At 45.3% G+C, this 26,364-nt stretch carries 26 protein-coding genes; 24 read left to right on the top strand and 2 right to left on the bottom strand.

What is annotated here, in order from left to right; translation table 11 throughout:
- Positions 1–521 precede the first annotated feature (521 nt).
- The 18 genes from BIY37_RS03000 to BIY37_RS02915 all read left to right on the top strand — a co-directional run bounded on the left by BIY37_RS03000 (position 522) and on the right by BIY37_RS02915 (position 17,859).
- Positions 522–1,985 carry an MltF family protein gene (locus BIY37_RS03000; RefSeq protein WP_070066359.1) on the top strand — a complete coding sequence of 488 codons (1,464 nt, stop codon included), beginning with the start codon at positions 522–524 and terminating at the stop codon, positions 1,983–1,985.
- A gap of 480 nt (positions 1,986–2,465) precedes the next feature.
- On the top strand, positions 2,466–2,702 hold the full coding sequence (locus BIY37_RS13070) for a hypothetical protein (protein WP_143299140.1): 237 nt from the start codon (positions 2,466–2,468) through the stop codon (positions 2,700–2,702).
- 26 nt (positions 2,703–2,728) lie between these two features.
- A complete protein-coding gene (locus BIY37_RS02990; protein ID WP_070066357.1) occupies positions 2,729–4,780 on the top strand; it encodes an amylo-alpha-1,6-glucosidase in 2,052 nt (683 codons plus the stop codon).
- 392 nt (positions 4,781–5,172) lie between these two features.
- Positions 5,173–5,967 carry a cyclase family protein gene (locus BIY37_RS02985; RefSeq protein ID WP_070066356.1) on the top strand — a complete coding sequence of 265 codons (795 nt, stop codon included), beginning with the start codon at positions 5,173–5,175 and terminating at the stop codon, positions 5,965–5,967.
- A 236-nt stretch (positions 5,968–6,203) separates the two neighbouring features.
- Positions 6,204–7,283: a 3-dehydroquinate synthase gene (aroB, locus tag BIY37_RS02980; RefSeq protein WP_070066355.1), complete on the top strand. Its 1,080-nt coding sequence runs from the start codon at positions 6,204–6,206 to the stop codon at positions 7,281–7,283.
- A gap of 64 nt (positions 7,284–7,347) precedes the next feature.
- Complete coding sequence (dprA, locus tag BIY37_RS02975; RefSeq protein ID WP_080324800.1) at positions 7,348–8,448, top strand: DNA-processing protein DprA; 1,101 nt, start codon at positions 7,348–7,350, stop codon at positions 8,446–8,448.
- Between the two features lie 488 nt (positions 8,449–8,936).
- On the top strand, positions 8,937–9,386 hold the full coding sequence (locus BIY37_RS02970) for an Hsp20/alpha crystallin family protein (RefSeq protein ID WP_070066354.1): 450 nt from the start codon (positions 8,937–8,939) through the stop codon (positions 9,384–9,386).
- A gap of 21 nt (positions 9,387–9,407) precedes the next feature.
- A complete protein-coding gene (locus tag BIY37_RS02965; RefSeq protein WP_070066353.1) occupies positions 9,408–9,812 on the top strand; it encodes an Hsp20/alpha crystallin family protein in 405 nt (134 codons plus the stop codon).
- A 62-nt stretch (positions 9,813–9,874) separates the two neighbouring features.
- Positions 9,875–10,075 (top strand): indolepyruvate ferredoxin oxidoreductase subunit alpha, encoded by a 201-nt coding sequence (locus tag BIY37_RS02960; protein WP_070066352.1) that lies wholly within the window; start codon positions 9,875–9,877, stop codon positions 10,073–10,075.
- 30 nt (positions 10,076–10,105) lie between these two features.
- A complete protein-coding gene (locus tag BIY37_RS02955; RefSeq protein WP_070066351.1) occupies positions 10,106–10,474 on the top strand; it encodes a class II SORL domain-containing protein in 369 nt (122 codons plus the stop codon).
- A gap of 34 nt (positions 10,475–10,508) precedes the next feature.
- On the top strand, positions 10,509–10,703 hold the full coding sequence (locus BIY37_RS02950; protein ID WP_070066350.1) for a hypothetical protein: 195 nt from the start codon (positions 10,509–10,511) through the stop codon (positions 10,701–10,703).
- A 121-nt stretch (positions 10,704–10,824) separates the two neighbouring features.
- Positions 10,825–11,175, top strand: coding sequence for a c-type cytochrome (locus tag BIY37_RS02945; RefSeq protein ID WP_070066349.1), 351 nt, complete (start codon positions 10,825–10,827; stop codon positions 11,173–11,175).
- Between the two features lie 25 nt (positions 11,176–11,200).
- The gene (locus BIY37_RS02940; protein ID WP_070066348.1) at positions 11,201–11,563 is read left to right on the top strand and encodes a c-type cytochrome; all 363 of its coding nucleotides are present in this window, start codon (positions 11,201–11,203) and stop codon (positions 11,561–11,563) included.
- Between the two features lie 431 nt (positions 11,564–11,994).
- A complete protein-coding gene (locus tag BIY37_RS02935) occupies positions 11,995–13,077 on the top strand; it encodes an ATP-dependent 6-phosphofructokinase (protein WP_070066347.1) in 1,083 nt (360 codons plus the stop codon).
- Positions 13,078–13,132: 55 nt separating this feature from the next.
- Positions 13,133–14,350, top strand: coding sequence for an NAD(P)/FAD-dependent oxidoreductase (locus tag BIY37_RS02930; RefSeq protein ID WP_179129247.1), 1,218 nt, complete (start codon positions 13,133–13,135; stop codon positions 14,348–14,350).
- 271 nt (positions 14,351–14,621) lie between these two features.
- A complete protein-coding gene (locus tag BIY37_RS02925; RefSeq protein ID WP_070066346.1) occupies positions 14,622–15,386 on the top strand; it encodes an SDR family NAD(P)-dependent oxidoreductase in 765 nt (254 codons plus the stop codon).
- Between the two features lie 29 nt (positions 15,387–15,415).
- A complete protein-coding gene (locus BIY37_RS02920) occupies positions 15,416–16,468 on the top strand; it encodes a cytochrome-c peroxidase (RefSeq protein WP_230402419.1) in 1,053 nt (350 codons plus the stop codon).
- A gap of 131 nt (positions 16,469–16,599) precedes the next feature.
- Positions 16,600–17,859 (top strand): Glu/Leu/Phe/Val family dehydrogenase, encoded by a 1,260-nt coding sequence (locus BIY37_RS02915; RefSeq protein ID WP_230402418.1) that lies wholly within the window; start codon positions 16,600–16,602, stop codon positions 17,857–17,859.
- Positions 17,860–17,895: 36 nt separating this feature from the next.
- On the opposite strand, the gene pabC is transcribed toward BIY37_RS02915, so the two are convergent.
- Complete coding sequence (pabC, locus tag BIY37_RS02910) at positions 17,896–18,759, bottom strand: aminodeoxychorismate lyase (RefSeq protein ID WP_070066344.1); 864 nt, start codon at positions 18,757–18,759, stop codon at positions 17,896–17,898.
- A complete protein-coding gene (gene pabB, locus BIY37_RS02905) occupies positions 18,756–20,204 on the bottom strand; it encodes an aminodeoxychorismate synthase component I (RefSeq protein WP_070066343.1) in 1,449 nt (482 codons plus the stop codon). Before pabB ends, pabC begins: the two co-directional genes overlap by 4 nt.
- 342 nt (positions 20,205–20,546) lie before the next feature.
- On the opposite strand from pabB, the gene xerC reads away from it, so the two are divergent.
- The 6 genes from xerC to BIY37_RS02870 all read left to right on the top strand — a co-directional run bounded on the left by xerC (position 20,547) and on the right by BIY37_RS02870 (position 26,281).
- The gene (gene xerC, locus BIY37_RS02900; RefSeq protein ID WP_070066342.1) at positions 20,547–21,416 is read left to right on the top strand and encodes a tyrosine recombinase XerC; all 870 of its coding nucleotides are present in this window, start codon (positions 20,547–20,549) and stop codon (positions 21,414–21,416) included.
- A 200-nt stretch (positions 21,417–21,616) separates the two neighbouring features.
- Entirely contained in the window at positions 21,617–21,964 is a 348-nt protein-coding gene (locus BIY37_RS02895; protein ID WP_070066341.1) for a hypothetical protein, read from the top strand.
- Positions 21,965–22,559: 595 nt separating this feature from the next.
- Positions 22,560–22,886 (top strand): ImmA/IrrE family metallo-endopeptidase, encoded by a 327-nt coding sequence (locus BIY37_RS02885; RefSeq protein WP_080324798.1) that lies wholly within the window; start codon positions 22,560–22,562, stop codon positions 22,884–22,886.
- Between the two features lie 563 nt (positions 22,887–23,449).
- On the top strand, positions 23,450–24,157 hold the full coding sequence (locus BIY37_RS02880; RefSeq protein ID WP_070066338.1) for a SatD family protein: 708 nt from the start codon (positions 23,450–23,452) through the stop codon (positions 24,155–24,157).
- Positions 24,157–24,966, top strand: a complete 810-nt coding sequence (locus BIY37_RS02875) for a DUF3307 domain-containing protein (protein ID WP_070066337.1) — start codon at positions 24,157–24,159, stop codon at positions 24,964–24,966. The genes BIY37_RS02880 and BIY37_RS02875 overlap by 1 nt, the downstream gene beginning before the upstream one ends.
- 22 nt (positions 24,967–24,988) lie before the next feature.
- Positions 24,989–26,281 (top strand): pyruvate synthase, encoded by a 1,293-nt coding sequence (locus BIY37_RS02870; RefSeq protein ID WP_143299139.1) that lies wholly within the window; start codon positions 24,989–24,991, stop codon positions 26,279–26,281.
- Positions 26,282–26,364: the final 83 nt, after the last annotated feature.

Raw genomic sequence — 26,364 nt, 5'->3', positions numbered from 1 at the left:
AATCATGTCATCCCTTCGGGATTTTCCCGTCTGCCCGTTTTCCCTATCGGCTCCTAACTATTCTGAGAAATTATTCTCTCTCACCATCCGTTTCGCTGAATAGTTACGTTTTTTCACTATTTTTTTAAAATTTGCAACAATTTAGTTCTTTGAAAGATAGCCCCGTAGGGGTAAACTGTTTATAGAAAAATGCGACACACAAAATCTTAGCTCCATCGGAGCGACATCTGAAACACAGAAACAACATGCCACTCCGATGGAGCTTGATTGCGGCATAATGGTTTGTCTATAACCATATCGCTCCTAACGGAGCTTTTTACGATGGTTTTTCAAAATACTAAAGGGTTACCAAAATTTAAATTTAATAGACTCAACACTTTGGTAAAAACAAGTGATTCGCAATAGAAAATCCAACGGAGTAAATGTCGCAAGTCTACGAACAATAAGATATTTACGGTTTCTTTAACTTGTCCGGCAAAAAAATTGTCCAACAGTAAGCTGAAGAAGGAGGGGAAGAAACTATGGCAAAACAACGTATTCGGTTACTGGGGTGTATCGGCATTCTCGTATTGTTTGCATCGTGCACAAGGGCACTGGAAGCTACTACGAATCCACCATTCGATGTTGCCGGGCGGATTATGCAGCCATTGACCGGCGATTATGACGAGATGGTTGGAAGACGTATCATCCGTGTCCTTGTCGTGTTTGGGAAGACGTCGTACTTCATTGATCGTGGTCGTCAGCGTGGCATTACTTATGACGCTTTCCAGGAGTTTGAGAAGTTTGTCAACGAACGGGAGAAGACCAAATCCAGAAAAATTCACGTTGTCTTCATTCCCGTCAGACGTGATCAGCTCATCACCGGGCTGATCGAGGGCCGGGGTGATATTGCTGCAGCCAATTTGACGATCACAGGCGGGCGGCTTGATCTTGTGGATTTTTCAGATCCAATAGTGAAAGACGTACGCGAACTTGTCATAACTGATTCCGGTTTGCCGGCGCTTGCCTCGCTGAACGATCTCTCTGGCATGGAAGTTTTCGTGAGACGATCAAGCAGCTATTACGAAAGCCTTGAAGGACTCAATGCGTCGCTTAAAACTACAGGCAGGGCAGAGGCCGTTATTACAACGGTTGACGAAAATCTGGAAGACGAAGACCTTCTCGAGATGGTTAACTCTGGCCTGATTCCAGCAACGGTAGTCGACAGCCACCTTGCCGAATTCTGGCAGCAAATATTTGCGAACCTGCGTGTGCATGAAAATCTTGTTCTGCGCACGGGAGGCAGTATTGCGTGGGCTGTACGCAAGAACAACCCTCGACTTAAAGAGGTCATGAATGAGTTTGTCAAGGGACACAAAAAGGGCACCACCTTCGGCAATATCCTGATCAAGCGGTATCTGAAAGACACGAGTTACCTGCGCAATGTGCTTTCCGCAACAGAAATCCAGCGGTTCAACGAGACGGCGGCCCTGATCCGCAAGTACGCCGACACGTATGCATTTGACTGGCTGCTGATCGGTGCACAGGCGTACCAGGAGTCCAGGCTGGACCAAAGCTTGCGTAGCCCCGCTGGTGCGGTTGGTGTGATGCAAATCAAGCCGAGCACAGCGGAGGGGCATCCCATTGACATCAAGCATGTTGAGCGCCTGGAGAACAACATTAACGCCGGCGTGAAGTATCTGCAGCACATCCGTGACCGGTACTTCAATGATCCCGGGATTGATCCTTTTAATCGCCAGATATTTGCTTTTGCTGCTTACAACGCAGGCCCAACCCGCATCGCCGGTTTGCGCAAGAAGGCAACTGCTATGGGATTGGACAACAACACGTGGTTTAAAAATGTCGAGATTGTCGCTGCAAAAGAGGTTGGTCAGGAAACGGTGCAGTACGTGGGGAATATCCTTAAGTACTATGTAGCCTATCAGCGTTGTATGGTGCAAAGGGAGATGAAGGAACGTGCGAAAGCGCAGATTGAAAAGCCCTAATCCCTCTGAATGCACGCTACCCATATCGGTATTGACTTAAAGCATGTCACCGGAAGAAAACGAGGTAAAAAAGATCGATAAAAAAGGCCACTACAAACATGCTATAGAATAGGCAACAGTCATCGTGATTTCCGCGGCAACAATAGCCCCTGCCTGATGTGCATATCAGGTAATACTCCGGTGTGGAACCCAGACATTTCGGCTCAGTGCCGTGAATGCCCCAGGATGCAAGAGTTCTGAACAAACCATACGCGCGGGACAACTGCGAACAATTGATGGAATACTCTTTGTAGAATATCTCAAAAGCAAGAAACGTCACAGGGATTTTCTTGCAGATTTTTTTATAAGCGTTTCAGACCTGAAGCAAAGCCGGCAACCGATGCATAGCTGCCGCAAAGCCGTTTCGGGTCTCCCAGGCGCCTTCCGCAACCTTTTGTTACGGGCGAATATTGCCTTGAACCAGAGCAGGGAGCAAAACGGTTGGGTGAAGGATCTGCGCAAAAGTCTGAGGAGGTAAGGCGATTCAATAAAAATTCTGGTAATTATACCAGAATTACGGTACTCTTCACTTTAATCCTGTTCTTTTGTGGCGTCTCAACGCAGTTCGAAACCATCCGGTACAGGATTACAATGATTGTCACCGGTGGGGTAGCGCTCTGTATTTCACTGGAATTATTAGCCACCTATCCTGTGGCGCTTGAGTTAACTTTGTCGTGAAGCGCCAACCTTGAGGTCTACTCGTAATGACCATCGTTTTAGCAAAAGAAGTCTGTCAACAGATTACCGTTTCCCTTGAAAGGGAATGGCTGGAAACAAACGGTATCGGCGGGTATGCCTCGTCAACAATAGCTGGGGCAAATACCCGGCGGTATCATGGTCTTCTCATGGCCGCCACACGCCCGCCTCTGGGACGCACCCTGCTGCTCACCAAGCTCGAAGAGTTTCTCTGTATCGAAGGGAAGGAGATACCGCTTTCTACCAATATCTATCCCAATACAATCTATCCGGAAGGATATAAGAATCTTGTCCGGTTCTACTTGAATCCCTTTCCAGCCTTCGACTATCCGGTAAACGGCATACGGATCAAAAAAACGGTATTCATGGTTCACGGGGAAAACACTACGGTAATTCTTTATCAGGTACAGGACAGGAAAGAACAGCCGCTCGCCCCTGTTTTAAAGGTGCGGGCTATGATCGCATTTCGCGACTATCACTGCGTTACTCATGAGAATCCTCATCTGAAAACCGATTATAAAGTCCTCGCCAACGGGATATCGATACAACCCTATGATACGCTTCCGCCCCTCTATCTTTTTCATAATGCCCACACAACAGACAATGCTTCCTTCTGGTATAAGAACATGGAATATCCAAAGGAGATGGAACGCGGTCTTGAGGCTCATGAAGATCATTTCAGTCCATTTGCCTTGCATTTTGATTTGAACAAGGGGTCGGATTTCTTTGTTGTGGCATCTACAAAGGCGCACGATTCGGTAGATGTTTTTGAACTTTTCCGCAGAGAAGTCTCTCGCAGGAAAAATACCGGTGGAGTGAAACACCTCAATAATCAAACCAATCCCCTCATTTCCCCTCCTTCACAAGGCTTGGATGAAGGGGAAGAGGCAAAAATCACGGAACTGGTCGAATCCCTTTCGGCAGTTTCGGACAGCTTTATCGTTCAGCGCGAAGACGACAAAAAGAGCATTATTGCCGGATATCACTGGTTTGGGGACTGGGGCCGCGACACAATGATCTCCCTCTCCGGACTAACCCTTGTGCATAACAGGTTTGAAGATGCGCGGAAGATTTTACTTTCTTATGCCGAGTATGCAGACAAGGGAATGATACCAAACCGCTTTCCCGATTATGGGGAGCAGCCTGAGTATAATACCGTTGATGCGTCATTGTGGTATATCCATGCGGTATATCAGTATGTGCAATATACAAAGGATTTGAAAACGATTCGGAAAGACTTGTATGGCGTTTTACAAGAGATTGTTGATTATTATGAAAAGGGCACCCGGTATAACATCCATATGGATACCGATGGTTTGATTTATGCTGGCGCTGAGGGGGTGCAACTAACCTGGATGGACGCAAAGGTGGGCGACTGGGTGGTAACGCCCCGGCGGGGGAAGGCAGTGGAAATCAATGCCTTGTGGTATAACGCCCTGAAGATTTTGTCGTTCCTTGCACATGAAATGAATTTACCGGAAGAAAATGTAAGGTATGATACTTTCGCCGAAAAAGTAGCGACATCATTCCGCAATGTCTTTTGGCATGACGTGGGGCAATATCTCTATGACTACATTGATGGCGAGACAAGAAATACTGCCATTCGCCCGAACCAGATATTTGCAGTAAGCTTGCCTTATTCAATGCTGTCACTGGCGCAGCAGAGAAGAGTTGTTGAGGTTGTAAAGGAGCATCTGTTAACGCCGTTTGGCTTGCGAAGTTTATCACCGAAAGACCGGGACTACCTTGGCCGTTATTGTGGGAATCCTTACGAAAGAGACAGGGCATACCACCAGGGCACGGTGTGGGCATGGCTGATCGGCCCGTACATTTCAGCCTATGCCAGGGCATATGCAGGAGAGGAAGGGACGGCAACCTATATCAAAAGGCTTTTTTTGCCATTTCATACACATCTGTTTGATGCCGGACTAGGAACAATTTCCGAGATCTTTGATGGTGATTATCCCCATATCGCCCGTGGCTGCATCTCCCAGGCATGGAGCGTTGGCGAGATATTGCGGGCTTATTTTGAACATGCGCATGAATTTAAAGAGAAATAGGTGTCATGCCTTCCAACAGAGCACCCCTTTTCCTGCAGCTTTACAACAATCAGATTTTCTACTGAAAAAAGCCGCCAGAAATATTTTTTAGCCCTGTTTTTATTTTACTGCAACGAACGCAAAAGAACGTTATCATTGCGAGCACGTCCGCATTGTTTCGTGTAAACTCCGCTAAACAATACGGGCGCGGGAGATTGCTTCAGGCTGCCATTCTCACAATGCATTTGCATGTATACTAATTTGCTTCGTTTCCCTATACGTTGCAATTTGTATTTAACTCACTGCTCCTGGGAGTACTCCTGAAAAAAACTATGGAAATAATGGATTAAAGCAGGTTTAATGATGGTCTCGTTTTGTCAGCTCAGGATTACGTGGTTAAGGAGATACACAGGATGAATATTTTTGTGAGAACGGTTACCCTTGGGGTAATGTTGATTTTCTGGAAACCATACCTGCATGCGGGTATTCTTGAAGATGTAATGGAAGGCAAGGCATCGGTTGTTGACTTGACTTATCCCCTGAATGAAAAGAATGCTTACTGGCCGGTGGGAAACTATACTCCGTTCAGGTATGAGGGCATTGCGAACATAAAAAAGGATATGGTATTTTTCGGCAGATACAGTACGCCGGAACATCTGGGTACTCATCTCGATGCACCCAACCATTTTGAACTGAATCAGGCCTCGGTAGATCAAATTCCATTTGAACAATTGGTCGGACCGGCTGTTATGATAGACATAACCGGCAAGGCAGGGCAAGATCATGATTATGTGCTTTTGTTATCTGATATTGAGCAATGGGAGAAGACCCATGGGCAGATACCCGATGGTTCGATAGTGTTATTGCATACCGGCTGGGGTAAGCGATGGCATAATTTTGAGGAGTACAAAAACCGGGACATGACCGGCTTTATGCATTTTCCCGGTTATTCGAAGGAAGTGGCCGTCTTTCTGGTAGAAAAACGGCATGTGAAGGGTGTTGGTATTGATACCCTGAGTGGTGATTGCGGAAACTGTTCGACCTTCCAGGTTCATCACGTGATGAATCGCGCCGGAAAATTTATTCTGGAAAATATGGCCAATCTTGACACGTTGCCGCCCAGTAAATTCACTCTTATTGTGGCGCCCATTAAGATTGAGGGTGGATCCGGAGGACAGTGCCGTATCTGGGCTTTGGTGCCGAGGTAAGCAATTATTCCCCGGCGTGATGATTTTTAAACTCGCTGTTCAGCCGCTTGCTGTGAAATGCACTTGTAGCATTACCGTGTAAAAATTTTTTGCAAGTTTTTTGCCCTCCATCGATGGAGGAGGATTTGGCTGCGGCTTTGCTGCGCTATGCATTTTTTCTGTAAAACGAGCTGAATCTATGGTAAATATTAACCTGAACGTTTATGTACGGTCTCTCCGGGAGCTCATAAAAATATATGGAAACCATACGTGTTAATTTATCCTCCAATGGGTATAACATCCTGATAGACAAAGAACTCCTCCAGCGAATTGGTGATATCCTGATTCAGGAGAAGGGTCACTGCAAGACACTCCTGATTACGGACAAAAACATCGACAGGGTTTATGGAGATATTGTATCTGAAAGCCTTTCCCGGAAAAAGTTTAATGTCAGACGCATCGTATTACAACCGGGTGAAGAGCAGAAGACCCTTGATACGGCAATGATGCTTTACAATGCGTGTTTTGATCATCAGTTGGATAGAAATTCCCTGATAGTTGCTTTAGGCGGAGGTGTCGTGGGTGACATCAGCGGTTTTGTTGCAGCAACCTTCATGCGTGGTATTCCCTTTATTCAGGTGCCTACTTCACTTCTTGCTCAAGTCGACAGCAGTATTGGTGGTAAGGTAGCCGTGAACCATCCGAGGGGGAAAAACATGATTGGAAGTTTCTATCAGCCCAGGGCGGTGTTTATTGATACTGACACCCTCCCGACCTTGCCGGCCGTTGAACTGGTGGCGGGACTGGTGGAGGTCATCAAATACGGCGTCATTCGGGACGCTGAATTATTCGCCTTTATAGAAAATTCCCTGTATGATATTCTGCAATTGAACCACAATGCGCTGGTAAACATCATTTCTACTTCCTGTAAGATCAAGGCAAAGGTTGTGGAAGAGGACGAAAAGGAAACACACCTGCGGGCTATATTAAATTACGGACATACTATAGGGCATGCCATTGAAACAGTAACGAATTACACACGATACAGACACGGGGAGGCAGTAGCCATAGGAATGCTGTATGCAACAAAGATTGCCATGGAAATGGGGCTAACCGATCCGCTGGTGCTGGAACGGCAACTTTCATTAGTCAGGCGGCTAGGATTGACACTTCATACCGGTTTACCATCTGAGGATATTGTCAGCGCCCTGTACACGGATAAAAAGGCCATTGCCGGCAGGCTCCGGTTTATTCTCCCAATAAAAATCGGTGAGGTCATTATCTCAGACCAGGTAACGGAAGAAATTTTATACCGAGTATTAAACCAACCTCTTTAACAGATAGCACATGGTGTGTGTATTGTTGTGATAGCCCGCATGTTGTTTTTATGAGGAGATAACCTTGACAGAATTTGATGCCCTCTTGCGTCTGAATATGACCAGGGGGATCGGGATAAGGACATACAAAACGCTCCTGGAAAGATTCGGTTCTTCAGAAGCAATTCTTGATGCCCCAAGGGCAGAATTAGAGTCCGTGCCAGGCATTGGCCCGAAGCTCGCAAGCGCCATCGTAGAGGAATCGAAAACCATCGATATTGGGGCTGAAATTGACTTGGCCAGGGAGATGGGAGTTCAAATCCTGCCGTATACCAGCGAGCAATATCCAAAACATCTTAAAACCATTTATGATCCACCACTCGTTCTGTATGTCAAGGGCAGTATCCTGGAAACAGACGTCATTGCTCTTGCTATTGTGGGTGCACGGCGCTGCACCTATTACGGATTGTCACAGGCCGAACGTTTTGCCCGGCTTCTTGCGCAAAAAGGGCTTTGTATTGTCAGTGGCATGGCGCGCGGCATAGATGCCGCTGCACACCGTGGCGCTATTGCCTCCCATGGACGTACCATTGCGGTACTCGGCAGTGGTCTGGGCGTCATTTACCCACGAGAAAACATCGAACTGGCAGAACAAATCGCTCAGCAGGGCGCAATTGTATCCGAATTTTCCATGAAGACACCTCCTGATTTTCGTAATTTCCCACCGAGAAACCGGCTGATCAGCGGTTTGTCACTGGGCGTACTTGTGGTCGAATCATCATTAAAAAGTGGCTCTCTGATAACGGCACAGTGGGCGCTCGAGCAAGGAAAAGAGGTGTTTGCGATACCCGGCAATATTGATAATATATACAGCCGGGGCACTCACAAATTAATTAAGGATGGCGCCAAGCTCGTCGAGGATATTTCCGACATTATTCAGGAGTTGGGGCCGCTTGCAGAAGCCCTGGGTGATAGCGAAGCATCTTTCGCGACCGACCCAAGGAACCTCTTGCTGAACTCCCAGGAAAAAAAGATATTTTCACTCCTGTCCAGCAGCCCGAGAGATATTGATGAAATTATCCGTATAACAAAACTTCCTGCTTCCGTTGTGACCAGTACCTTGCTTATCCTTGAAATAAAAAAGTTGGCAAAACAATTATCGGGCAAAAGATTTGTTAAATCATAAGAATGGCCGATCACAGAAAATCCTTACCGGCGTATTCCCCCGTTGCGAACGATTTTTCTATTAGCATTTTTATTGCTAATTCTCCATTCTCGTGTAGAATCATCAGTTGTTATTTTGGCCTTTCCGAAAGGCCAAACGATGAAAGACTATTGTAACTAGTGTAGCGTTTTACAAAAATGTCTCCATATGTTATTGTCATTGCGAGCGACAGCGAAGCAATCTTAAGTCTTTTGTAAACAACAGATTTCTTCGTCGTACCACTCCTCTCATGACATTTGCTTGTGCATAGGTTCTTATGAAACGTTGTATTGGCTATCGCTCCAGAAGAAATGATTCGTGCATTCAGGATTACAGAAAGATTAAAAATACAAACGAAGTTAATCCGAGAATTTAGAGCAATATATCCAAAATCCTGGACAAAAAAAATCGATTACAAGGTTTTTGCTTATATTTAACACATTTATGAAACCGAGAGGAGGTGACTTTTCATGAGTCTTATAAGATGGGGCAGGACAGGTCCGCTTAATAGCCTCACTCATATCCAGAAGGAAATGAGCGATTTATTAGATATTTTAAGCTCTGCGCCTCAGGTGGAAGGATATTCATCTATGGAATTTCCCCCGATTATTGTATCGGCAAATGAGGAAAACGTTTTTGTTCGTGCAGAACTTCCCGGAATCCAGATTAACGCTCTGGACATTCAGGTGGTGAACGATGTTTTGACGGTCAAGGGAGAGCGAAAACCTGTTGTCCCCGCAGCAAGGGCGACTTATTTGCGCCGGGAAAGAAACTATGGAACATTTGCCCGTTCCCTTATGTTGCCTGAGAAAGTGGATGTAGAAAAGGTAACAGCATCGTATAAACATGGTGTTTTGCTGGTAACGCTCCCGAGGGCCCCCGAGGCAAAACCCAAACAAGTGATGATTCAGAAAGCCTAGCGAAAAAGGAGGCGCTGGTTTATGGAAACAAAAGAACATCCGTCCGTTGAAAAAAAGAAGATCACTCCTGACAAATGTGTTGTTACGGGAAAGGGCGACTGGTATTTTCCTCAGTCTGATATTTATGAAACGCCGGACAATTTCACGATTTTGATTGATATGCCGGGAGTAGGTACGGAGAATGTAATGATTGACCTCCGGGATAATGAATTAATTATCAATGGTGAGGTTGCCCAGGAATCATTTCGCGATGAAAGGGTGCTGTATAACGAATACTCCGTCGGACATTATCACCGGCATTTTGTTATCTCAGACGCAATTAATCGCGATAAAATCGAAGCGAAGATGTCAGATGGTGTTTTGTCTCTTGTCTTGCCTAAAGCAGAGCATGTAAAGCCGCGGAAGATAGAAGTCAAGACCGAATAAATCTTATAACCTTTTGCCGGAGGCAGCAGGGATGCAGCATCATTCCCCGGCGAGATATTCAAATGAATATTGTTGTGGATAAGGCTGGGTGTGTTGGTTGTGAAGAATGTCTGCACGTCTGTCCTGTGGAATCGATCGTTATGAAGTCTGAGAAGGCAGAGATTCTGCAACACATCTGCAACAAATGCGGACGATGCATTCCGGCGTGCCCTGTAAAAGCAATCAAAATGGTGTCTGCATCGCTGCATAAAAGCAGTATGTAATTTTTCAACATTTTTATTATGGAGGAATACATGACATCAGAGAGTACATTGTTTTGTCAGGTCAATACCTTAGCTACCGGCCCGGCGGATACGGCCAAAAAACATGTGCCTGTGATTTCTGTGCCGGACGTTGTGAAGGCAGGACAGCCCTTTACGGTTATTATAAAAGTGGGAGAAGTGCCTCATGGTATGGAAAACGGTCACTTCATTCAGTTTGTCGACCTCTATTGCGGCCACATTTATATCTCACGAGTGGATTTTACTGCGGAACTTAGTAAGCCAGAGGTTTCGATGAGTATCGTCTTGCATCATGCGGGCAAGAGACCACTTCGGGTGTTTAGCCGTTGCAATCTCCATGGCATCTGGGAGGGCACAAAAGAGGTGAACGTAACCAAATAAATTCTCTCTGCACATTTTACAAAGGAGTCGCTCTATGGTGAAAGTGAAAACCTTTACTTCGCCTCTCAAGATATTTCAAGTTCATAACGAGCTAGTGGAACTGGATAGATCCGTAAATGAATTTCTTCAGCAGAACAAGATCAAAAAAGTAATTTCTGTGTGTGACAGCACTACAAACACGGATGGTGGCACCATGGGTATTATCCGGGTTCTTACGTATGAAGAATGAGATATCCACAATGCAGGAGATGAATGTGGATGGTTTCTTGAGAAGTGGCTATACCGTGCTGCGAATATCAGTGTTGGCTGTTTCGCTTCTTTAACATCGTTAATTTTTAGGAGAAAAAGACATGGATAGAAGAGGGATTTTAGCAGGAGTATCGCTGTCCGTCATCGTAGGAGCAGCTACCTATTTTTCTGGAATATCGATTTCAAGAGCATCAAACATCGATGCAACAAAAGTGTATATGACCCATTGCAAAACCTGTCATGGGGAGAACGGTCATCCTACCGACCTTGGGACAGGCCTGGGGGCGCGTGAGTTTGCGAATGCTGAATGGCAGGCAAAGACGACCGACGAACAGATCATCAGGCAAATTAACAATGGAACACCGGAAAAGATGATGCCATTCAAAGAAAAATTGACGCAGGAGGAAATCAAGGCGTTAGTTTCCGTTGTCAGAGGTTTCGGAAAGAAATAAAAAGCTCATCGGGGAGTTTTGAGATATGGTTAATGTGAAACGAACGATAGCTTACCATGCATTTTTTCTTGCCTTCTTTAGCTTATGTTCCGGGTTCTCATCTGTCTCGGGACAAGAGGGAGAAGAAGTTAATCCAAAGAAATTGTTTGAATATCATTGTGCCACCTGTCATGGCGAGGATGGTAACGGCACGAAGAGGGGACATGAACTGAAAGTCCCCAATCTTACAGATCCGGAGTGGCAGAGCACAAAAAAAGACGAAGAGATTTTAAATTCCATTACGAACGGTAAGAACAAGATGCCCAGATGGAGTGACAAGCTGAAACCCGTGGAGATACGGGTTTTGGCAGGATACGTACGAAAACTCGTCTTGAAAAAGAGGCCATAAAGGTCTTCTAAAGTTAATCAGGCATTTTAATATCCTTTAGCAAAACATAAAATTAACCGTGTCGGGATTTTTAAGCCCTGACAGGGTTAACTCGAGAATTTCACACTTTGGATTTTATCTTTTCCAACCTGTTCTGGTTGGGGTACACAGGTGCATGCGTCCTGCCCAAGAACCCGGTTAAGGCAAGCATCCCTTTCTCCGGCTTCGGCAGAGAAGAAGGCAACTAGTATAACGTTTCATAAAACCTGTACACAAGCAAATGTCATTGCAAGGAGTGGAGCAACGAAGCAATCTGTTGTTTACAAAAGACTTAAGATTGCTTCGCTGCCGCTCGCAATGACAATATAATACGGAGACATTTTTGTGAAATGCTACACTAGGCATATCTCCTGTTTTACGATGCAAATGATACGAAAGGAAAGTGGTACGCAATGAAGAAGGTTGGTGTTTTGACAGGTGGAGGGGATTGTCCGGGATTGAACGCCGTCATCCGCGCCGTTGTTAAATCGGCATCGGAGAAGTACGACTACAAAGTAACAGGAATCGAGGACGGTTTTGAAGGGCTTGTTTTGCCGGATAAAACGCGGGACTTAACACCACAGAGCATCCGGGGAATTCTCTCGGTTGGCGGGACTATGCTGGGTACAACGAACAGGGCGAATCCCTTTGAATATAAGATCACAATAGACGGAAGGTCTGAGACGCGGGATATTTCCCGTGAGGTGTTGGGCAATATTCAATCGATGGGCTTGGATGCCCTGATTGTTATTGGTGGTGACGGCACATTAAAGATTGCCTATGAATTATTTAAGCGGGGCTGTCCGGTTGTTGGGGTGCCAAAGACTATTGACAATGATATTCTGGCAACAGATGTTACGTTTGGATTTCGGACTGCCGTACAAACAGCCACGGATGCCCTCGATCGATTACATACCACCGCAGAAAGCCATCATCGGGTTATGGTGGTAGAGGTCATGGGCCGCTATGTAGGATGGATAGCCTTAGAAACGGGGATTGGTGGCGGTGCTGATGTAATTCTCATTCCGGAAATCCCATTTGATATGGAAAGAGTATGCAAGAAGATTGACGATCGTAAAAACAGTGGCAGCAGATCGAGTATTGTGGTTGTGGCTGAAGGCGCAAAACCTGTAGGAGGGGATATTTCGATATTATGTCCCGCGGAAACGGGAGGCAGCGCAGAACGTCTTGGTGGTCTCGGAAATAAAGTTGGAGCTAATATCAGTTGTCATGGCAGGGAAGTGCGCGTCACCGTCCTTGGACATGTGCAGAGAGGAGGGTCTCCCTGTGCCTTTGACCGTATCCTTTCAACTCAATTTGGTGTGGCAGCGATGGATCTGATTGCTAATAAACGATTTGGCGAGATGGTGTGTTTGCGGGGGAAAAGGATTGAGTCAGTTTCGCTAAGCGAGGTCACCCAAGGCCAGAAAAAGGTGCCAACGGAGGAAGGATTGGTAAAAGTAGCGGAATCGATAGGAATTAGTTTCGGCCGGTAAAGTTCGTATGCGATGTCTGAAAAATCTTTTTCATGAACCTTAGATAGGTGGTGTTGTGGGTACAGAATATATTGTTATTGGTAACGGAGTAGCCGGAACAGAAGCGGCAAAGACCATCCGCAAAAGGGATCCTTTGGCAGAAATAAAGATTTTTACGCAGGAGCATTATCCCTTTTATTCCAGGCCCAGAATACCAGAATTATTGGCAGGAACAATTGCTCTGGATACATTTTTCGTTTACAACCGCGAGTGGTATGATAAGAACAAAATCCAATTATCTCTAAACAGTGTTGTAAAAGAGATCGATTCCGGGAATCACAAAATTTTGTTAACAGATGGGTCGAATTTTACGTATAACAAATTGTTATTGGCAATGGGTAGCAGAGGCGCCCTGCCTCCCATTGAAGGGATTGACACGGTCAAAGGAGTTTTTACGCTACGATCGGTAGAAGACGTAATGGCCATCAGGCGCTGCGCCACGAACGCAAAGACGGCCACCCTTATTGGCGGTGGGCTGTTGGGCATCGAAGCAGGAAATGGACTCAGAAAACTGGGGACATCCGTGACCGTTGTCGAAGTTTCCGATCGATTGCTTCCCAGACAATTAGACGGGGAAGGCGCCGCTACGTTACAGAAACAGATGGAGGGAATGGGGCTTACATTTATTTTGGACGCCAAATCCAAATGCATCCGGGAGAAAGGCCACAAAAAAATCCTTGAGTTAGCGGACGGAAGGATTATTGAAAGTGATTTCATTCTGGTTTCTGCAGGTATTGTGCCAAATATTATCCTGGCCAGAACGGCTGGCATATCTGTGAATAAAGGCATTCTTGTGAATGATCATTTGGAAACGAATATTCCCGGCATATATGGAGCCGGGGATGTTGCAGAATATAAAGGAAGAATATACGGGATCTGGCCGGCTGCGCAAAGACAAGGGGTCGTTGCCGGCATTAATATGGCCGGAGGGCATGAAATATATGGGGGTACGGTGCCGTCAACGACACTGAAGGTGGCAGGCATTCGACTGACTTCAATGGGTGATATACTCTCAGAGGATAACGGCGTCGAACAGATCAAACGGACAAATCCTGAGAAGTGTCTTTATAAGAAGCTCTTTATAAAGCAGAAAAGACTTGTGGGCGCAATTCTCTTGGGGGATAATAAAAATGCATCCGACTTGGCGCAACTGATGGAAAAGAAGGTAGACATTGAGAACCATAAAGAAGAGATATTGGAACCGGATTTTAATATCAATAGTTTGCTGAAATAGCTTGATTGTACAGGAGCTTTCGTTTTATTTAAACGAGTTACAGGGTGGCATGGACAAACAAGTTTGTTCATGCCACCCTGTACCGAAGACATAACTTGAAAGAGTAACCGTGGTACCCACGATGAGCTCTGCATTGTTATTGCGGTACCGGGTGAGTTACTACCTGAGCAAAACATTTGTAAGGCAAGAGTTAGGCCAAGGCGAAACAGCTACATACCGGATGAGACAGCATCGGGCTGTACTCATACGATAAGAAACGGAGGAAGTAAATATGTGCATTGAACTCTTCAGTTTGCGTGATAAGGTCGCGTTGGTTACAGGCGCCGGGAAAGGCCTGGGAAAATCGATGGCCCTGGCACTCTCTGAGTCAGGCGCTCATGTTGCCGTAGCAAGCCGCACTCAATCTGACATTGAAGCCACAGCACAGGAGATTCTGGAAAATGGCGTTAAGTCTATACCGATTGCTGCGGATGTTACCCGGCAGGAAGATGTAGATAAGATGGTGGAGAAAGTTTTGACGGAATTGAATACCATCGATATCCTGGTGAATAATGTAGGTACGTTTCTTGGCGGCCCGTTCCTTGAATTTTCTCTAGAGGATTGGCGTAAAATGTTAGAAATCAATCTTACCAGTACCTATCTGTGTTCAAAGGTAGTGGGCAGGCATATGGTCGAACGGCAACAGGGGAAGATCATAAATGTCAGTTCCGTCCTGGGGATGTTTGGAGCCACCAATTCTGCAGCGTATTGCGCAAGCAAAGGCGGAGTAATCCAGTTAACAAGGGCGCTGTCCATTGAATGGGCAAAATATCATATTACGGTAAATGCCATTGCCCCCTATACCATGGAAACGGAGATGACAAAAACAATGTTACAAGATGAAAAACTAAAAAATATTATCGTTTCCAGGATACCTTTAAAGAGAATTGGCAAGCCAGCGGATCTTTCCGGTCCGGTAGTATTTCTGGCATCAAAGGCATCAGATTATATTACCGGGCAGGTTCTTTGTGTGGATGGCGGTTTTTCTGTGCATTAAACGATTTCTATGAAAGGAGGTTCGTCAAGATGATTATGATACGAGCTACAAAATCTTTTTTTAGTGGTATTGTCGGACTGATTTTAACCATACAAGGAATTTATGCCAGTGATTTCCCTCTTTTCCCGCCTATCGGCCCTCTTCCGCCAGTAACCATTCCTGCTGATAATCCGCAGACGGAAGCAAAGGTTGAATTGGGCAAGAAGCTCTATTTTGATCCTCGTCTTTCAGGGAATAACTGGATTAGTTGTGCGACCTGCCATAACCCGGTCTTAGGTTTTGCAGATGGATTGCCCAGGATACTGGGTGGCCCGACGTCAAAGGAAGGCGGGAGACATTCACCTACGATCATTAATACTGCCTACAACGATCTTCAATTTTGGGATGGCCGGGCGGCTACCTTAGAAGAACAGGCATTAGGTCCCATCCAGAACCCGAACGAGATGTTTGAAACGCTCGATAATGTCGTACGAAAGCTCAGCGGGATTTCTGAGTATGTCAAGGCCTTCCGGGAGGTATTTGGAACCGGTGTAACTGCTGACGGCATAGCCAAGGCAATTGCTGCCTTTGAGCGAACGGTAGTGTATGCCAATTCGCCTTTTGACCGGTATATGCAAGGCGATGTGCATGCTATGAGTGAATCGGCAAAGCGCGGTATGGATTTGTTTCAAGGCAAGGCTGAATGTATCAAGTGCCATAACGGACCGAATTTTACCGACAACAAATTCCATAATATCGGTGTACCGCCAGATGGCCCGCTCAAAGAAGATTTAGGTCGGTATAATGTTACCAGGAACGAGTCTGATAAAGGGGCATTCAAAACGCCCACCCTGAGAAATATTACCGATACAGCCCCTTATATGCATAATGGATTTTTCCCCACGTTGTTTGAAGTAGTACAGTTTTATAATGGGGGTGGCGGAAGAAGTGAGAATAAGAGCGCCGACATTCACGCCTTAAATTTAACCGGCCAAGAGGTCAATGATCTTATTGAATTTATGAAAGCGCTGACAGGAGAAATGGTTCAGATTAAATACCAAAGTGTACCACTTGCATTTCCCAAGGTACCGAAGAACTTTTAAGTATGGATACCCATTTAAGAGCATTCATCAATACCCCGCTTTCAGAAGGGACAAAATATTCTGATTTATTCTTGGCCGTAATGAGTATCTGTAGTCCGAAAAACTCCAAAGCATGAAGATGGATTAGAAGTATGCCAAAGAACACCATGATATCTGATGCATGGGAAACCGCATTAGCACAATTTGATCAGGTGTCAAAACGGATACCGCTTTCTGAGGACATCCATCAAGTGCTCAGGAATTTTGACCGGATGTTAACCGTCTCTATTCCGATACGGATGGATAATGGTTTTCTGAGAGTTTTTACCGGATTTCGTGTGCAGCACAATGCAGCGAGGGGTCCATACAAAGGCGGCATCCGTTATCACCCGGAGCTCACCCTTAATAACTTAAAGGCACTGGCGATGGAAATGACGTGGAAGTGCTCTTTGGTTGGTGTGCCGTTTGGGGGCGCCAAGGGGGGTATTATTTGTAATCCCAAGACTCTTTCAAAAGGAGAACTGGAAAGGCTTACGCGCCGTTATACGTATGCAATCATGCCTATCATCGGAACCGAAAAGGACATTCCTGCACCTGACGTAAATACCAATGAACAAGTCATGGCATGGATAATGGATACGTATAGCATAAACAATGGTTATTATACACCGGGAATTGTTACCGGCAAACCTGTTAATATCGGAGGTTCTTTGGGTAGGACTCATGCGACGGGTCTTGGTATTGCCTATACAATTGCCCATGCCGTGAAATATAAGAAAATGAATCTGAAGAACCTCAAAGTGATAATTCAGGGGTATGGGAATGTGGGGTCTGCCGTTGGAAAATTCCTCAACGAAATGGGATGCAGGGTTGTTGCCGTGAGTAGTTCGAAAGGAGGAATTTATAACCCAAGGGGTCTTAGCCATACCGCACTCATCAAATATTATAAGGAAAATGGATCATTTGATCGTTTTCCCAATGCCGAAGGGATGACAAATGAATCATTGCTGGAACTGCCGTGCGATGTGTTGGTGCCAGCGGCAATGAGCAATCAGATTACCGAAGAGAATGCGGATAAAATACGGGCGCGGCTTATTGTTGAAGGCGCCAACGGACCCACAACAGTAGAAGCTGACCAGCGGTTGGCCAAACGCAAAATACCCGTCATTCCAGATATTCTGGCGAATGCCGGAGGTGTGGTTGTTTCCTATTTTGAATGGGTGCAGGATGCTCAACGCTATTTTTGGAGTGAACGTGAGGTGAATGAAAAGCTCAAGAACATCCTCGATTGCACTTACGAAGAAGTCCACTCCCTTTCTCAGGAAAAGAAATTGAGCATGCGCACTGCAGCTATGACAATTGCCGTTAAAAGGGTTGCAGCCGCAATCTCGGTAAGAGGCCTGTATCCCTGACGAATGAGTAATAATAGCAGATATTTTATTTAGAAATCAGTGGGTTAATGCCTGGTACTCATTGTGTAAAAGGCTTGTTATAACGCCGGGAACAAGCCTTCCTACGGTTTTTCCATTGATTGCAGAGACCGGCATTACTTCCATCAGAGAGTTCGTAAGAAAGACCTCATCGGCAGCCAATACCCTTTCTAACCCAAACAACTCTTCAGACGCATGCACGCCATTTCTCTTGCAGAGTTCAAGGATTGTCCCGCGGGTAACGCCGGGGAGGAGATTAGCCTTCAGGGAAGGGGTAATCACGGTATTTCTTTCAACAAGAAAGATATTGCTAACGGCACATTCGGAGACATGACTCTCCGTATTCAAAATGAGCGCGTCGTGAGCGCCCTGGGCAATAGCCTCTTTTTTAACAAGGTAATTCGTCAAATAGCTGAGCGTCTTGTGGTTTGAAATGGGACACGTGGCGCTTCGCCGTATGGAAGAGGTGATAAGCGATACGCCTGTTTTATAGAATGAGGCAGGATACGCGGTAAACGGTTTTGTATGAATCAAAAAGGTAGGTTGGCATATACCTGCTGGAACGAGTCCATTCGTCCCAAATCCGCGAGACAACGTCATCCGGACATAAGCGTCCCGCAGTTTATTCCTGGTAAGGAGTTGTTCAATAATCTGCTGAAGGTTCTGAGTCGTATAATGAAAAGGGATGTCAAAATACCGTGCGGAATTCGTGAGACGTGTTACGTGAGAGTCGAGCCGAAAGGGTCTTTTTTCATAGGTTCTCAGGGTCTCAAAAAGCCCGTCTCCGTAAAGGAAACCCCGGTCAAGAATCCTCAAGCGGCCCTCAGTTTCATCCACAATGGCATCATTTAAGAAGATAACGTTTGGCGTGGATGTCATCATGCACCACTGCTTTTGTTCATGGAATTCTGCATCTTTAATGATTCAATGAGGGCGCTGGCCTTGTGCATCGTCTCTTCATATTCCTCTTCTTCATCAGAATCCGCCACAATGCCGCTTCCCACCTGGAAGTACACGGTGTTGCCTTTCATAATAAACGTGCGTATGGCTATGTTCATGTCTGCGTTCCCATTGAACCCGATATAACCGATGGCTCCTGTATATACACTTCGCTGGGTGGGTTCCAGTTCATCAATGATCTGCATGGCACGGATCTTTGGCGCTCCGGTAATGGAACCACCGGGAAATGTAGCTTTCAGCAGATCGATGAAATCATATTGTTCATACAAATCTCCTTCAATCGTGGCTACCAGATGATACACGGTGGGATAGGCTTCCAAAACCTTCCTCTCTGTGACTTTGACGGAACCATAATCGCACACGCGGCTAAGGTCGTTACGCTCCAGATCAATAATCATGGTGAGCTCTGCGTCATCCTTTGGGCTCAAAAGCAATGCCTGTTTCAAAAACTCGTCTGTATTACGGTCCTTATCTCTGGGCCGGGTGCCTTTGATGGGACGGGTCTGAACATGTCTGTCATTCATTTTGAGAAACCGTTCCGGCGAGGAACTGATAATGGCAACCTCATCAAAGCCCAAATAGCCGGAAAATGGGGCTGGGTTTACCGAACGCAATCTTTTATACAGTTTGTAGGGGGGAATATCAATATGCGTCTCTATTCGTTGAGAGAGATTGACTTGATAAACATCGCCGGCGGCGATGTAATCCTTAATACGCCGGATTGCATCGATATAGCGTTCTTTTGGAAAATTATATTTCAGCATGGGTTCGGATATTTCCGCATCGGATTTGTCATACCCTGTTTCCTGTGCAACATCGGGTTTCCTGCTCAATACTTCCTCAAGGTGTTCCATTCTGCCTTGCAGGGTATTATCCAAACCGAAGTCTACTCCGATTACATAACATTTCTGCAGGAAATTATCATATGTTATAATCGTATCATAAAATCCCAGGTACATGTCAGGCAGTGCAATATCGTCAACCGCCCTGATGGATACTCTTTCTATAAAAAGGCGCAAATCGTAGCCAAAATATCCAACCACACCGCATTCAAAAGGAGCGGATTCCATGGTATTTTTTAATGAAAACTGCTTGAGCAGTTCGCGAAGGTGCTCAAAAGGGTTTCCTTCAATTTCAAGGGTGCCACTCTTGTCAGTCAAAGTGATTTTACGTTGTTTTGCCTTCATAATTAAAAAAGGATTAAAACCCAAAAAGGAATATCGCGAAATCCCTGCTACGGGTAAGGCACTGTCAAGAAAAAACAGATTTGGTTGTGAAGAGAATCTGCAAAATGCTTCTACAGGTGTGCAGGCATTTCCGACTTCACGGACAAAAACTTCACCGATTATGTTTTTTCTGGAATCCATGGATATCGTCAGACTTTTTCTGGTTGTGACTGGTTCATAATAAATTCAGATTTTTTTGATACAGAATTTCTTATTTTTAACGGAAGACGGGAAATTGCGGTTACGGTGAGTAATTCTAGATATGATGGAAAATTTTGTCAAGGTAAATCGCCGGTAAAGCGCCTTAAAATGCCGTATTGTCCTTGTCATATTCCTATGAGTATGTTAAGATTCGTCAGATTTTAGTTACGTGGAGAAGGAATTGGTATGTGAATCTTCTTGTCCTTGAATCCTGCTGACACGATGTGCTGCAAAACGTTCGGTTTTGATAATTCGAAACGTTGTTAACGAGGGGTTAAAACTATGCAGAGCTATGTCAATAAATATCTTGCTCACATTGAACACAACAGGAATTTTTCGCCACAAACGCTAAGGGCTTATCGAAATGATTTGTATCAGTACCTTTCGTTTCTAACCGGGGAAGGTTGTCATGATCTCGAAAGCGTTACACGCTTATTATTAAGAAGCTTTCTTGCCTTCTTAAAAAAAAAGAACTATTCAAAAACCACGATTGCCAGAAAACTGGTATCCATCCGGTCTCTTTATAAATTTCTGTATCGTGAGGGCGTGGTAAAAGGTAATCCCGTGGAGAACATTCGGACGCCAAAACTGGAAAAAAATCTACCTGGCTTTATGAGTGTCAAAGGGGCAGAAACCCTCTTAAATCTCCCGATGCTGAACACGACGCAGGGCATTCGTGACAGGGCTATTCTGGAAACCCTGTACAGTACCGGTATGAGGGTGAGTGAACTGGTCGGAACGGATGTTGAGAATATAGATTTTTTTAATGAAGTTGTCAAAATAAAAGGAAAAGGCAGGAAGGAACGTTTGCAACCTGTTGGGAAGCATGCCTTAGATGCTATACGATCATATCTCAACGCAAGAGGTTCTGCTAATAAAGCGCTCTTTTTAAATAATCGCGGCGGACGTCTGACCGAGCGCAGCGTGGCAAGGATGCTGAAAAAGTATGTAAAAATGGCCGGTATGAGTCTTAATATTTCTCCCCATACCTTTCGACACAGTTTTGCAACTCATTTGTTAGACAACGGCGCAGATTTACGGTCCGTACAAGAGCTTCTGGGGCACGCCAACCTTTCTTCAACACAAATCTACACCCATATTACTACTGAACGGCTAAAGCAGGTATATGATACGGCACACCCAAGGGCATAAATAACAGTCCTATCGGATCGTTACCAGAGACAGGAATCTGTCATAGAATTACCATGCAAAAACCTTCTTTTTTACACCCTCTTCTCCCCTCAGCAGGAAAAATTCGGTTACGGCTTCACTGCGGTATAAAATTTTTGGGTCATCGTGGAAGCGTGTTGATAAAATTTAGGAGAAAAAGGGATTGAGGGGGATGAAAAAAGATGGCAAGATACGTATGTACCGGAGAGCGATGTACACTTTCCGAAGGACGTGAATTTGCTGTGGAATGCGGCACGCAAGAGTCTGGACGTGATAGAGGTGCAATAGGAGAGGGGCTTCTGGAGGGGAAGGGCTGGCGCAAGGGCAACTATTGGAGAAGAGAGCTCAGGAAATTGATGAGGATCAGCGCCAAAGCGTTATTTGGCGGGGGAAAGAATAAGGAAGATACAACGAAAGAACGGGCAAAGAGATATCTTGGATTGGCGAGTAGTGTAAGTGAAAAGATAGAGGCAAGTACGTTGGCGATCTACGGGAGGGTGCTCTCAACAAATCAGTGCCGTGAAAATTGAGAGGCTTGAGTATTTTCACGGGATGCTGAAAAAGCACATTGAGATTATGGAGAGACCTGTACGGAGTTAATCGAAGTAAGGGTGATAAAAGGCGAGCGGATACCGACAAGGGAGAAGGTTATTCGATATTTGAGCCGCATACGGAGTTGCTGAGTCTGTATATACCGGAGGTAATCATGATTAGGAATGGCCGGAAGAACTGAGAGGAGCAGGCAGGGGAGTCGGGCAGGACGTTTCAGAATCTCAGACGTAAGCGCTTAGCAGTTAAATCGGACATCAATCGTTTGGTGTCTGAACAAGGGGTTGCATGCATTTAAAAGATATTGTGCACGGGGAGTGGTGGCTGCAAATTTACACAAGCTGGGCAACGTGCTTCAGGAGAGGGCGCGAAAGAAGCACGAGAAGCTACGAAAGGCCGCCTAAAAAACGTGAAAAAATAGTATGGCAGGGAGATAGGCGTGTCCAGAGTAGTCAAAAATGGTGCAGAAACAGGAAAAACGAGGAAAAGAACCTTGTTTTTGTCAAAAGTCTGGCAGAATATTTTAAGAAAAGATTTCCGTAAGCGAAAAACCACCCTGCCGCTTTCAAAAAAAGCGTGTTCCCGTTCAGTCACTATTTAGCCACGAATAGTGTGGTTGAGAATAACACACACCGTCCGTTAAATTCTGATGAATTTCGCGGCTTTGTCCTTACCGGTAATTATGCTCGTTACATCTTTATTCATGGCAAAGATTTCACAGCAGCCAAAATGTTTGCCCTTGCTCACGAACTGGCTCACATCTGGCTAGGCAAATCCACAGCGCCTGATCTTCGGTTTATACGCTCGTCCGAAGACATTACTGAAAAATTTTATAACCATGTATCCGTAGAATTTCTTGCTCCTCAGCGCTTGCTACAAAAAATGGGAACAAATCAAAGATAGTGCTAAACCCACAGAGAAAGTTTGTACGGCAGTTCAAAATAAGCTAAATTGTAGCTGTGCGAAGATTGCTGGATATCGGAAAACCTGCACAAAAATATTTTTCCGAATTTTACAATACTCAACAATACCGGATAGAAAACTTTTCTTCCGGCAAGTTCGTACCGCTGCCAAAGAAGGAAAACTTCTGTATGCTGATGCTTACAAACGGACAAGCGTCTATGGGAAAACGTTCTCCCACTTCGAGAATGCGTTTTTCACCATAATGAGAACAAGGCTATAATGAAAAATCTCTATTCAGCGACAATTTTAAATACCGGGCTAAAGAGCTATGAACTCAAATTGACATATTTCACCTTTCAACTGAAAACTTCTATTTCAAAAATATCCCTATTTTTATTCAATACACGACGCTTTTTTTGAATCTCGCGGGAATAAGGTTTTATTATCCATTTATACATTCTGCCATTTACCATTATTTTCTTGCTTTATAAGCCCTAAGGCTTATATACTACTTTTATAATATTGCAGGCTTATAATATGAAAGCTTCCATAAAATACGGGTCATGAAAAACGACAAGCTTTATGCTGTAATAACCGGGGATATCGTCGATTCGTCGAAACTTACGTCCAGCCAACGAAGCCGTCTCCTGTCGGCTTTAAAATCTTCGTTTAATACCATCAAAGATATGATGCCCGACGGAATACATGCATCGTTTGAAATACACCGCGGGGATAGTTTCCAGGGTGTGTTAACCAAACCAGATACGGCTTTCCGTGCGGCAATTGCTATCCGTGCCAGTTTACGCCATGGCTTTAAAACGAAACAACGCCGCTATGCACTTGATGCACGGATCGCCATAGGGATTGGATCCATTGATTTTCTTCCTGCCGGCCGCGGGTCGGAAGGAGATGGTGAGGCGTTTCGTCGCTCCGGACAGACACTGGACGAGATGAAAGGTGATCAGAGATTGATAATACGGACTCCCTGGCGAGAGGTTGATGCAGAACTGGATATAGAATGCGCCTTACTCGATGCCTTGATAAACCGATGGTCCGGGGAACAGGCACAGGCAATACTCGGACAAATCCGGGGTCTAACTCAAGAAAAGGCTGCCAAGGAATTTGGTGTCTCTCAACCAGCGGTTCGTCAACGCTTAAAAAGTGCCGGTGGCTGGGCCATTGAAAAACTGTGCCATCGATATGAACAAGCAATCCGCGAGAAGGAAGCTCAGAGACTTATAATAAACAACAATAAACATAGGAGCTTATAATGCACTGCCCGTTGAATCATGATGATGTGTCGTTACTCTTACGTCTTGTCATAGCTTACGTGGTAGCGGATTTTTTCTTTCAGAGAGATTCCCTGACGGGATCGCAGTTCTGTAAAACATGGCGGTCTGGCTGGCTTTATATGCATGGGGCATTTGCTGGGGCGCTTGCATATACTCTTGCAGGCTTGTGGAGCGCAATCTGGCTCCCGTTCGTTATTTTTATTGCACACGTTTTGCGTGACGGACTGACATCTCCACAAGAGGATACAAACCGATTGTTTCTGCTGGACCATCTGGGATATCTTATTATTCTCTTAGGATGCTGGATATTACTGATACGGGGTGATCCATCTGAAATCGCCATATTTTTGTTCTCACATACATCAGATGTACGATTTTGGACTATCATTTTATCCTATCTTCTGGTAATCTGGCCAGCCGGCACGTTGATCGGCAGGATCACAAAACCATGGCGAAATGAAGTAATCAAGGAAACGTCTTCCCACGGTTTGGAAAAGGCCGGGCTATGGATTGGACGTCTGGAGCGTATCCTAATACTAACATTTGTCCTGCTAAAACATTTTGAAGCCATTGGTCTACTGATTGCGGCGAAATCAATCCTGCGATTTGGCGAGACCCGGACATCGAACCACCGGAAAGAAGCAGAATACATATTAATCGGCACCATGATCAGTTTTGTAATAGCAATCATTCTGGGAATATGCACAAGCTGGATGTTACAATACCCATTGGTTCCGGAACATAGTAAATCAGATAATGTTGACTATTATGATTTATTTGAAATTTAAGCTTTGAGGAGAGGACAGTACAGTGTTGAAAACACGGGAGATGCTTACCGGCAATGCTTCTGTTGCCTGGGGAGTAAGACTGGCTGGGGTTGACTATGTACCAACTTACCCAATAACGCCTCAAACAGAGATCATCGAAACCCTGGCAAAGTGGATTTCCGACGGGGTTATGGATGCCGGGTTTGTCTCTTTAGACTCAGAGCATTCCATGATTGCCGCTGCCGGGGCTGCATCTGCAACCGGGGCGAGAGTCTTTACCGCAACGTCAAGCCAGGGTCTTTTGTATGGCTTTGAGATGCTTTACACGGTAGCAGGATGGCGGGTGCCCCTTGTAATGGTAAATGTATCAAGGGGTCTGTCTGCTCCCATAACGCTGGAACCTGACCATAACGACATCCTTGCTGCCAGAGATTCCGGCTTTTTGCAGATTCACTGTGAAACCTGCCAGGAAGTGCTGGATTCGGTCTTACTGGCATACCGATTGGCAGAGGATGAACGCGTCCTTCTTCCCGTCTTTGTAAATATGGATGGATTTCATCTTTCCTTTACGCGGGAACCCGTTGAGATACCGGGCAGGGATGCGGTAGAAAGGTTTTTGCCCCCGTATCAACCAAAGCACGCCTTCTTCAAGGCAAGCCAGCCCATGGCACAGGGATTGGCGGTCATTGGCGGTTCACTCTATTCATATTTCAAATATCAGATGCACCTGGCCAGTATAAAGGCACTGGATGTTTATCATGAAGTTTCAGAGGAATTTAAAAAGATATTTGACCGCAGCTATCATGCCATCGAAAGGTTTATGGTTGAGGATGCCGAATATGTACTGATTATGACAAATTCCTTTTCAACCCTGGGAAAGGCTGCTGTGGAAAAGGCCAGGAAGAAAGGCATAAAAGCAGGGCTTTTAAGACTAAGGCTCATACGACCATTTCCGGAAGCAGATTTAAAAGAGGCACTGGAAGGAAAAAAGACCGTGGCTGTCCTTGATCAAAACATTAGCGTGGGAAAGGGAGGAATTTTGTATTCAGAAATTGCCGGTACGTTATATCATGAGAAGAACAAACCTCTTTTACTCTCTTTTATTAGCGGGCTCGGCGGAAAAAACATCAGCCCCCGGGAATTTGAGTTTATCTTTGATACCATGATTAAATCATTTATCTTAAAAAAAACGGTAACGCCCCAACTCCTTTACACAGAAGAAGAATGGAAGGAAATGGAGAGATTGAAAGGCATGGCGGGAAAGACATACGACTTTCCAACTAGCTGCTCACCACATCACTTTACTGCAGGAGTTACGACACCTTCTGACCGCTGAGTTCATTACGTCTCTTTGCAGGGTTTTAGTAACTATTCAGCGAAACGGATGGTGAGAGAGAATATTTTCTCAGAATAGTTAGG

Source organism: Candidatus Brocadia sapporoensis (genome assembly GCF_001753675.2).
Classification (GTDB): Bacteria; Planctomycetota; Brocadiia; order Brocadiales; family Brocadiaceae; genus Brocadia; species Brocadia sapporoensis.
This window is presented reverse-complemented; position numbering and strand designations above follow the sequence as displayed.